Raw genomic sequence first — 10738 nt, 5'->3', positions numbered from 1 at the left:
CGCTCATTTTGAAATTTGACAGCCGCGAATTTCTGCTGGACCCCGGCTATCTGCTTAATCAACCATTAGAAATTGGTGTGGCGGATTCAACTTTACCGTTCGATCCTGTAACTAACACTTATTCACTCTGGACACTCGACGGCCACCGACCCAAATGGCGCTATTCATTTCAAAAGAAGCCAACACAGATTGCAGATTTCATCAGTTTCTGGAGCGATTCGTTTCACTGGAAGTCGATGTCGGGAATCTGCCTGTCCAAACGAGACGAAAATGGTTTCCTCTACATTCATAATCATTATTTTCAAAAAATCGGCGGCGGCAAGCAATATAAAGGTAATTTCAAGGAGGAAATCAGTGTGCTTGCGGAAAAATTTTTCGGCGTCTCACCGAAAATCGTTCGCCGTGCGGAAATTGCTGTAGCGGAAAATTTGTTTAGAGAAAAAGAACTCAACATGAAAGTCGCTCACCGGATACAATAAAACGATGATACCTTCGCTTCCAAAACCAGTTAAACTCTTTATCGGCGCGTTATATTCCGATACAAATTTTTTAGAAAAAGCAATGATTGATGCCGAAAACGCTTTTAGTCCGATTGATTCTGTCAGCGAAGACTTTACCTTCATAGATACGACGTATTACGACGCCGAAGTGGGGACGCCGATCTACCGACGGTTTTACTCGTTTGAAAAACTTGTCTCGCCAGACTTTCTTGCATCAGCCAAACTCACGACCAACTTAATCGAAGGCCGATTTACCATCGGTAAAAACCGCAAAGTGAATCTTGATGTCGGATACATGGATTACGACAAAATCGTTCTCGCATCAGCAAAATATGGAATCCACAAAATCTCCATTGGGTCAGGAATATACGCGGACATGACACTACATTATGAAAAAGGCAAATTTTCCCCTTATCCGTGGGCATTTTTAGATTTCCAGTCACAATATTATCGATCCTTTTTCCTTCATTTGCGCGGCATCTATAAAAAACAAAACAACATATTTATTCAAAATTTCCACACTCCTAAAAATACCCTATAAAGTTTTGCAGTAGTCAAAAACCCAATATATTGTCTTTCCAGGTAGGCTTAGTGACAGTAGCAACGCTAATCGGTTATCTCTCAAAATGGGATAAAAAATCGTGGAATGGCTTTTTATAAATCTCGATAATGAATTTGACAAAATTTGGGAATCGGCGTATATTAAGGCGTTTTAAAAGGTATTTTATAGAGAGATAAATAATGAGCAATCCAATCTGGGAACATTTTGAAGCACAGAGCAAAGAAAAAAACGACAACATCTTCAAGATTTTAAAAACCGTTCCGATTTTCTCTGATCTTACTTCCAAAGAGATTGCTGAAATCGAAAAGATTATCCATCGTCGAAATTATAAAAAAAATGAGCCGATTTTTCGGATGGGTGATCCCGGCCTCGGCATGTATATCATTGTGGAAGGATCGGTCGAAATTGCCGAAGAAAACGAAGACGGCGAGAAAAAAAGTTTAGCCGTTTTACCGGATGGCGCATTTTTCGGCGATCTGGCATTACTCGACGAAGCGCCACGTTCCGCGTCGGCAATCGCTGTCGTCGATTGCGATATCATCGGATTTTTCCGACCTGATTTACTCGACCTGCTTTATCGAAAACCCAGTCTCGGTATAAAAATTCTCTGGGGTTTGGCGAGAATCATCGGCGAGCGGCTACGTCGCACAAACGAGCTACTCTCAAAAAGCCAATCCGAAACAGAGGCGTTAAAAAATGGATAAATACGCTTTTCAACTCTATCCGCTGATTCTGAAGAACTTTTGGAGTGTCTTACTAATATTTTTCGGAATTGCCGGAATACTTATTATTTATCCGTATGTCAAGTCCGTTCTGCTGATGGTGATTATTTCATGGATATTTTCCATAATCCTGACACCAGCGGTGGATTTTATGGAAAGTAAAGGAATTAACCGAGGCATTGCGATTATCATCGTCATGGTCGCTATTTTAATGACGATAGTTGCCGCGGCTTTTCTAATTTTCCCTGCCATCATATCCGCTGTGGATCAAATAAAGATTAAAATCGAGTCGAACGTCCTCGTCCAAATCGGCATCCAGTTGGAAGCGGTTTTTGAGAAAAATTTCAATAATCCCGAATTAGCTCGCAACTTAATATCTAAACTCAACGACACCATCAATGGAATGCTTAGCAACATGTCCGGATTCTTAAATAATGCCGGATCGTTCGCCGCTTCGCTTGCCATCATCCCGTTTGTCACATTTTTCCTGATTAAAGACACACGTTTGTTCAAACGCGCGCTGATCTCTCATGTGCCAAATAAATACTTTGAATTGACCTTAAACGTAATCCATAAAATCGGCGATCAGGTTTCCAGATATATCCAAGGACAGGCGCTGGATGCCGCCATCGTCGGCGCTCTTTCGGTCATAGGACTTTTGAGCATCAATATCGCTTTCGATCACCCTGTTTCTCAATTCGTATTCATCGGAATACTAGCAGGAATCGCCAACCTGATCCCCTACTTAGGACCGGTTGTTGGCGCTGTACCCGCCATGATGATGGTAGTGATCAATAATCCGACGAATATGATGAACATACTTCTCTGGATCGCAATTACTTTTGTATTGGTTCAATTCATTGACAACACGTTTGTCTCACCGCTGGTAGTATCGAAAAGCGTCAATATGCATCCGTTAACCGTCGTTATCGTCGTAATCATCGGTGGAAATATAGCCGGAGCGCTTGGAATGCTCTTCGCTGTTCCGACTTTTGGTATTATCAAGGTGACGTTAACCGAGGTCATCTGGGGGCTAAAAAATTACAAACTCAGATAATAATCATCGCCTATAGAGATGGCGAATCTATAATGAAATAGACAGTGAATTTCATCCTAAAATGCCAACAAAATTAAAAAATCCGGACATTTTTGTATTTCTGATCCTCATCTTTGGATTATTGTCTCTCTTGTTGCGATATGGATTGCCAACCTGCGCATCGGTTAATGCACTTTTGAGTATCGTTGACTGGCTCGTTATGATATTCTTTATCGGCGGACTTATTCTCCGGTTTTATTTGATACATTTCAGATTAGTCTTCTTTCGGAATATTTTGTTTGACATATTCCTATTATTCCTATTGGTTTTCATTTCCGTTTACTCGAACAGCAGACCTTATTTACTAAGCGCATCCAGAGCATCTACATTGGCGACAAATCTCATCTTTCTTAGGGCTCTTTTGAGTTTGATCAAAATCCTTAGTCGTATCAAGAAACTGAACTATTTTGTCAAATCCGTTTATAGACATCCCGCGCAAACAATTGCAATCAGTTTCTTGATCATCATCGTTCTCGGTACGATTTTTCTGATGATGTCGTTTTCAAGCACTACAAACCATTCAGTTCCTTTCATTGATGCATTGTTCACGGCAACATCAGCTGTTTGTGTAACCGGCCTGATTACTGTCGATACGGGAATACAGTTTTCAGTCTGGGGAAAAATTATCATCATGATCCTGATCCAGATCGGCGGTTTGGGTATCATGATCTTATCTTATTTTGCCGCATTTGTTATCGGTAAACGAGTCTCGCTGGAAGAAAAACTTGCACTTTCGTATTTATTGAACGAACAGGATATGCAAAAGATGTCATCAACAATCATTAAAATTATTATTTTTACACTGATTATTGAGATAATTGGCGCGGCGCTTCTCTTCCCCAATTTTAAAAACGCTTTCGGCGTCGGCACCCAAGCGCTATTCTTTTCTTTATTCCATGCCGTTTCTGCTTTCTGCAATGCCGGTTTTTCGCTTTTTTCAAATAATTTTGAGAGTTATCGATCCAACGTCTCGTTGAACCTGACGGTTGCTTTCTTGATTATCACCGGCGGATTGAGTTTTGCCGTTCTCTCAGACTTACTAGAAAACTTTTGGATAAATATCAAATCCAACCTGTTTTCCCAGCAAATTCGTAGAAAAAGACTATCAGTTAATTCCAAAGCGGTCATCACGGTAACAACAATTTTACTCGTCAGCGGGACATTAATTATTTATGCTTTCGAGCATCGGAACGTCCTGCTCGGTTTCGATCTAAAAACCCAATACCTTAGCGCTTTTTTTCAATCGGTTACCTTGAGAACTGCAGGATTTAACACAATCATCATTGGAAATCTACAAACGTACACCTTATTCATTATGATTTTGTTTATGTTCATCGGTGGCGCATCCGGTTCGACCGCCGGCGGCGTAAAAGTCAATACGATTTCGGTTATCTTTGCCTATATTAAATCCGTAGTTCGAGGAAAAGAAGAGGTCACTTTGATGAAACATTCGCTGCCGAAAGAATTGGTCAACAAATCGTTTTTGATCATCATTCTGGCTTTATCAACCGTTTTTACGGTGACGACGATGCTTCTAATTACCGAGAATTTTCGGTTTGAACAGATCCTTTTTGAGGTCGTTTCCGCATTCGGGACCGTTGGACTTTCAACGGGAATCACGCCTATGCTGAGTTTTTTCGGAAAATTCATAATTGCTGTCACTATGTTCATCGGACGTGTCGGTCCGCTGACGTTGGTGATTGCTTTCTCGCAAAAGAACGAGACTTACAAAATCCGGCTCCCAGAAGGTAATCTCCTTATTGGATAAAAAGGGAAAAGAAATGATCGATTTACAACAATTCAATTTAACGTACTTTGGCATTGGAGGAAAAAATGGCAAAGGATAAGGTCTTCGCAGTTTTCGGTTTAGGAACATTCGGGATGGAAGTCTGTCGATCGCTTTCAGAAAAAGGCGGAAAAGTCATCGCTATCGACAACTCGCCCACGCTGATTGAAAAAGCAAAAAACATGGTTATGCAGGCAATTTTACTCGATAGCACGGATGAAGAATCACTCAAGAATGCTCCAACCGAAGATATCGACGTTGCGGTTGTCGCCATCGGCGAAAAAATCGAAGCGAGTATCCTGACAACAGCAATTCTCAAAAATATCGGCGTGCCGTATATCATTTCGCGCGCAACATCAGAATTACACGGACAAGTTTTAAGACAGGTCGGCGCTTCGGATGTCATTAATATCGAAATCAGTCAGGGCGAGCGCGTTGCCGAACGGCTCATTTCACCTGAAATCAAAGACAAGATGCAAATCGCCGGAAATATCTATTTCGCGGAAGTCACCGTTTCACGGCAAATCGTCGGTAAGTCGATTCTTGAACTCGAACTGCGGAAACGATCGAACATCAACGTCATCGGCATTAAACGCATTCATACGGACATCGACGACCTCGGCAATCCCAGCGAAAAATCCGAAGTGGAATTTCCCAAACCGACGACTGTTCTCGCTAAAGGCGACATCCTGATCGTCGTCGGAACAGAAACCGATATCGATCGCATGAAGGAATTGTAAATGTTGCTGATTAACCGAAATCGTCTCTATTTTTCCTATTTTCTGGTTTCCGGAATCATTTTGGCTCTAGCGATTAACAGCTATTGGGTTTTTCAGAAATTCAACCTGTCTGCGAATCCAAATCTTAAATATCATTCCGAAAACTTCATTTACTTTGTCATTCTTTCGATGTTTATTCTCTTTTTCACGTTTTTACACATCATTTTCCGAAGCAAGGACATCTATAAAGAATTAGATAAAATCATCGATCTGGTCAAACATGGCACACCGCTGAGCGAAGAACAACTTAAAAAAATCGGTATCCTCGGCGAAAAGATTCTTGATATCAATTCGACTTTGAATACTTTAAACGAAAAGAAGACGCTGAAAATCACTTCGCAGTCTTATCTTATCGATTTCTTGATCGGATACGTTCATAAGAATATGCTGATTACGGATATTCAAGGTCGTATCCTGAAAGTGACCGATTCTCTTCTTAATAAATACAACATCGAAGAGAAAGATATCGTTGATAAATTTATTCACTCGTTTGTCCAGAATTTGAATTTCTTTGTCGTCGTCAACGATCTTCGGGGCAGTAAAAATACTTTATTTGAAGCATCGGTAAAGTTCAAACAAGATGAAAATTTCACCATCTGTTATCTATCTTTCTATCCAGTCTATAATCAAAAAAACGAACTGACTAACTCCATCTGTTTTATTATGGATGAAACAGAATTCCTTGCCAGCCTCAAAGAACAGAAGAATGGTCAATAATCTCGGCTTCATTCCCTTTTCACCCAAAAATAAAAAGCGGCTGACATTTGTCCGCCGCTTGACAAATTTTCACGTTTTTTCCGAGAGGATATTCTATCTTTGTTGCTTTTTCTTCCGCTGTTCCTCGACGACGATTTCTTCGATATTTTTTGGCAACGGCGCATAGTCAAGAAATTCCATCGAGAACGCCGCACGACCGCTGGAAATCGTCCGCAGTGCCGAGGCATATCCGAACATTTCCATTAACGGAACAAGACCCGTCAATTTCTGCGAACCTTTTCTGTGACGACGCATGTTTTCGATTTTTCCTCGTCTGCGGTTTATATCGCCAATTGCATCGCCCATATATTCATCCGGCGTATTCACTTCGATTTTCATAATAGGTTCGAGCAATTGCGGCGCGGCTTTGCTGATGATCTCTCTCATCGCCTGATGTGTGCAAATCCGGAACGCCATTTCGCTCGAATCCACTGCATGATAACTTCCATCAACCAAAACAAATTTCATATCCACGATCGGATAGTTGGCATACAAACCCGCTTCGCAGGCTTCAAAAAAAGCCTTCTGCACTGCCGGAATGTACTCGCGAGGAATATTACCACCTTTGACATGATCGGCGAACTCGTTGCCGTGTCCCTGATTTGGTTCCAAACGAAAGACGATGTGCGCAAACTGTCCCTTACCGCCCGTCTGCTTTTTGTAACGATAGGTATGCTCGACTTCCCGCGTAATCGTTTCCCGGTACGCTACCGCCGGTTCGCCGACAACAACCTCAAGTTTATGTTCAGTCTTGAGACGATCGACAATAATTTCTAAATGCAATTCGCCCATTCCGGAAATGACCGTCTCCTCCGTTTCACTGTCAAACCGGACTTTAAATGACGGGTCTTCAAGCGCTAACCGGCCCAATGCAAGCGAAAGTCTGTCCCGCTCCTTATTGCTGGCAGGCTCGATCTTCATATCCAGAACGGTTTCGGGATAATGTATGTTTTCCAGCAAAACGGGTTCATTTTCCGCGCAAAGCGTATCGCCGGTCGTCGTATATTTCATTCCGATCAATGCGCCGATGTCGCCAGCCCGCAATTCGCTTATTTCCTCTCGATCGTCGGCATGAATTCGCATGATTCTACCAATCCGCTCGCGTTTCATTTTCGTAGAATTGTAAATATAGGAACCGGAATTGAGTTCGCCAGAATATACGCGAATGAATGTTTGTTGTCCGACATACGCGTCGTTGGTAATTTTAAACGCCAATGCAGAAAACGGTTCTTTGAAACCTGGTTTCCTTGTTATCGGTATATCCGGATGTTTAACATCTTTACCGATTACAACCCCTCGATCAACCGGCGAAGGCAGATAATCAACGACCGCATCCAGTAATAAACGAACGCCTTTATTCTTAAATGCCGTCCCGCAGAAAACAGGCGTCACACAGAGCGTCAGTACCGCATATCTCGCCGCCCGTTTGATGTCTTCAACGGTTGGTTCTTCACCGTCTAAATACTTTGTCATCAACGATTCGTCGTAATCGGCAAGTTTTTCCACTAACTCGGTGCGATATTTTTGGGCACTTTCTCGCAGATTTTCCGGAATTTCCGATTCGATAACATCTAATTCGTTGTAGGTGAAGGCTTTCATCATTACAAGATCGACAACGCCTTTGAATTCGGATTCTTGCCCGATTTGCAGTTGAAATAATACCGCGTTAGCGACCAGCATTTCATTCATCTGTTCGACTGCTTGAAAAAGGTCTGCGCCTTGTCGATCCATTTTATTGATAAATGCGATGCGCGGAACTTTGTAAGTGTCCGCCTGATGCCAAACGGTTTCACTTTGCGGCTCGACGCCGCCAACCGCGCAAAAAACCATCACGATCCCGTCTAAAACTCTCAATGATCTTTCCACTTCCAGCGTAAAATCGATGTGTCCCGGCGTGTCGATCAGGTTGATCTGATAATCTTTCCATTGTGTCGTGATTGCCGCCGATGTGATTGTAATGCCGCGCTCCTGCTCCTGCTTCATAAAGTCCATAACAGCCTGACCGTCGTGAACTTCGCCCATCTTATGCGTAACGCCGGTAAAAAACAGAATGCGCTCGCTCGTCGTGGTCTTTCCTGCGTCAATATGCGCGACGATCCCGATATTTCGTATCTTTTGTATTATTCCACTATCCATTCAAAAACTCCTAAAATTTAAAAGACTTTAAATTTAAAAAATTGACAGGTTAATTAAAATAACTTTCTCATATATAAACACAAAATAATTAAATATGAGATGTTTGAACAATTAGGTTACCCCCATTAGCTGGAATCGAATAGGCTAAGTTATAAGGGGGTATTTTCACATCAAAACCCTTTCTTTTTCTCTTTTTTCTCCAGTGTTGAAAGCTCCGGAGTCACTCAGGTAAACCGGAAGTTCAATAAAAACCTGCTTGCCTGACATCGGAAGGTCTTCGAAAACTCGCCGGTTTGAATCGTAACCGGATAGCGTATGTTGTTTACATTGCGGGCAACAATATGTCTGTTCCCTTTTCTCGCAATGAATCCAAATAGCTACATCAGTGATTGATATTTTTTTTCAACAAAATAGTTTCGCATTTCTAAAATCTGCTCGATAATATCCAATGAAATCTTTTTCTTCTGTTATTTTAAAGAATAATCTCAATTTAAAATTGCCTGCCCGACCCCGAAGGTTCGGGGGAGAAAAGGATGTCTATTTCCCTAATCATTTATGCCCTACCCACACTTAACCGTGATGAACCTTAAAAGATTACAAATGCAACTCCAATATTAAATACAATATATTTCAAATGAATATACTGACCTTCATAGTCAATTCTCTTATATTTCAGGATGTTACTCCCATCGGAATACTCGTAATTCACTTGAGCATACCGTTTGGATATCTTTGGTGTTGAAACGATATATTTAATTTCAGGAGATATTAAAATAGGTCCTATTTTATATCTAAAACCTATTCCGAATTTGTTTCCCAAACTATAATCTGTTTCAATTAATGATTTTCCGTAAAAAATAGGATCAGGCTCTTCGAAGTAATCATTTGGCATTCTATCTGTATTGGCAACAAGCTGGGTTGACGATCGGAATTTACCATAATTTACTGCATAACTGAAATAGGGCTTCACATTTTTCAAGCTACTCTTAAATTCATGAATAAAGCCTATACTATATCCATTATACTTATGTTTCTTTTCTCTTTCTTTAAACTCAGTTATGAAATCTGTATAGTAATTTGGAAATATGATCGACCAAAAATAATAAAGCTGCCGATGACTTTGATTAAAATTATCTGAATAATAATCTAATATTAAGGAAAAACCGTATAATCTGCCAATCTCGACCGAAAAATCGATTCCCTGACCACCCCTCATCTCAGTAAGCCAGTGGTCAACAAATCCAGGCTCTTTCTGTATATACGGATCAAACGCTTCCGGATTTAGTATGCTGTATCCTGTTCGTAAACCCACAGAAGCAGTAAAATGGTTGGAACTCCTAATTCTCTTATATTTTTCCAGACTGACCGGGACGTTGTATTGGAATCCCAATTTCATTTCAAAATGGCTTAGATCAATATCTGATTCTTCCGGAATATCCGCCAAAAAGAAAAGACCATCTGAAGGAATAGCGCCTTCCGGATATATAAATTGACTTGCAGAGGTGTAGGCTTCAACATTTGCTTTTGAATTAATATAACTCGTAGAAAACAATAAAGACAAATTGGAAATGGGGTATTCTATTCCCAAGCCAATTGAGTATCCTGAGTTAAATTTTGTCTTCAGCTTTGAATAACCCCAAAAATTTGCGGTTTCACTCGGGGCGTCGGGCGGTAAATTAATATATTGACCATTCAAGTAGGTACTGGCTTTAAAAACATGATATAATTTTTCAAAATTTGCATGGAACCTGATAGGAAGATTAAGAAATCCGGGACTATATCGTAATCCGAAGGAATGTCCGATGATAGAATATTTAGTAGTAAAATCCTCTTTATGAAAATCATACCTCTCAATCACTGCAGGATAGAGGGTTTCCCAGAATAACGGATTACTGATTGCATCTATAAAGGAATTATTACTTATAGAAAAATACGGTTGAAATCCAAAAGGAAGTTTTATAAGGATTTTAAAATCGGAAGAAACTGCACCAACTGCTTGCCCAATCCATCCGTAATCTTTGTAAGCAATATGCTTGTCTATCTGGAATTTATCATCTTGAACGATATTTAAGCCGGAATTGAACTCATAGCTGATTCCAAATAGATTATTATCCGCATAAAGAGAACATCCGAAAAATAATACTATAGATATTCCAACGATAAGTTTTTTCATGTAATTTTCCTTTGTTTTTTTAACCCATTCGGTGACATCGAGGGAGCAAAACTCCCGACCATTATCAGTCAGGACCGATTTTACTGATAATTTCCAGACCTTATACTGCGGGGTCACATCGTTATAAAGCACACTGACAGAGTGCTCCGGCAACTTACCGGTATGCAGATAACCGAAAGCGTAACTGCAATAGGTATCCACGACCGCCTGCAAATAAACCTTGCCGAC

9 protein-coding genes are annotated in these 10738 nt (G+C 40.7%); 7 read left to right on the top strand and 2 right to left on the bottom strand.

All coding sequences use genetic code 11. The features are described from left to right. The 7 genes from COT43_05940 to COT43_05910 form a co-directional block, all read left to right on the top strand. A partial coding sequence (locus COT43_05940) for a hypothetical protein (protein PIS28671.1) occupies positions 1-479 on the top strand: 479 nt, incomplete at its 5' end. Positions 480-483: 4 nt separating this feature from the next. Next, positions 484-1041: a DUF4416 domain-containing protein gene (locus tag COT43_05935; protein ID PIS28670.1), complete on the top strand. Its 558-nt coding sequence runs from the start codon at positions 484-486 to the stop codon at positions 1039-1041. Positions 1042-1241: 200 nt separating this feature from the next. Then, positions 1242-1766, top strand: a complete 525-nt coding sequence (locus COT43_05930) for a cyclic nucleotide-binding domain-containing protein (GenBank protein PIS28669.1) — start codon at positions 1242-1244, stop codon at positions 1764-1766. After that, a complete protein-coding gene (locus COT43_05925) occupies positions 1759-2841 on the top strand; it encodes a hypothetical protein (GenBank protein ID PIS28668.1) in 1083 nt (360 codons plus the stop codon). The genes COT43_05930 and COT43_05925 overlap by 8 nt, the downstream gene beginning before the upstream one ends. A gap of 61 nt (positions 2842-2902) precedes the next feature. Then, the gene (locus COT43_05920; protein PIS28667.1) at positions 2903-4648 is read left to right on the top strand and encodes a TrkH family potassium uptake protein; all 1746 of its coding nucleotides are present in this window, start codon (positions 2903-2905) and stop codon (positions 4646-4648) included. Positions 4649-4713: 65 nt separating this feature from the next. Further along, on the top strand, positions 4714-5406 hold the full coding sequence (locus COT43_05915) for a potassium transporter TrkA (protein ID PIS28666.1): 693 nt from the start codon (positions 4714-4716) through the stop codon (positions 5404-5406). Beyond that, positions 5407-6162: a hypothetical protein gene (locus COT43_05910; GenBank protein PIS28665.1), complete on the top strand. Its 756-nt coding sequence runs from the start codon at positions 5407-5409 to the stop codon at positions 6160-6162. It abuts the gene before it with no gap. A gap of 93 nt (positions 6163-6255) precedes the next feature. Here COT43_05910 and fusA read toward each other — a convergent pair whose 3' ends face one another. Together fusA and COT43_05900 are read right to left on the bottom strand one after the other, a co-directional pair. After that, positions 6256-8337 carry an elongation factor G gene (gene fusA / locus COT43_05905; protein ID PIS28664.1) on the bottom strand — a complete coding sequence of 694 codons (2082 nt, stop codon included), beginning with the start codon at positions 8335-8337 and terminating at the stop codon, positions 6256-6258. Positions 8338-8923: 586 nt separating this feature from the next. Continuing rightward, a partial coding sequence (locus tag COT43_05900) for a hypothetical protein (protein PIS28663.1) occupies positions 8924-10738 on the bottom strand: 1815 nt, incomplete at its 5' end.

The sequence above is a fragment of the Candidatus Marinimicrobia bacterium CG08_land_8_20_14_0_20_45_22 genome (genome assembly GCA_002774355.1).
Classification (GTDB): domain Bacteria; phylum Fidelibacterota; class UBA2242; order UBA2242; family UBA2242; genus 0-14-0-20-45-22.
The sequence above is the reverse complement of the archived record's forward strand: the minus strand, read 5'-3'. Positions and strand labels throughout refer to the sequence as shown.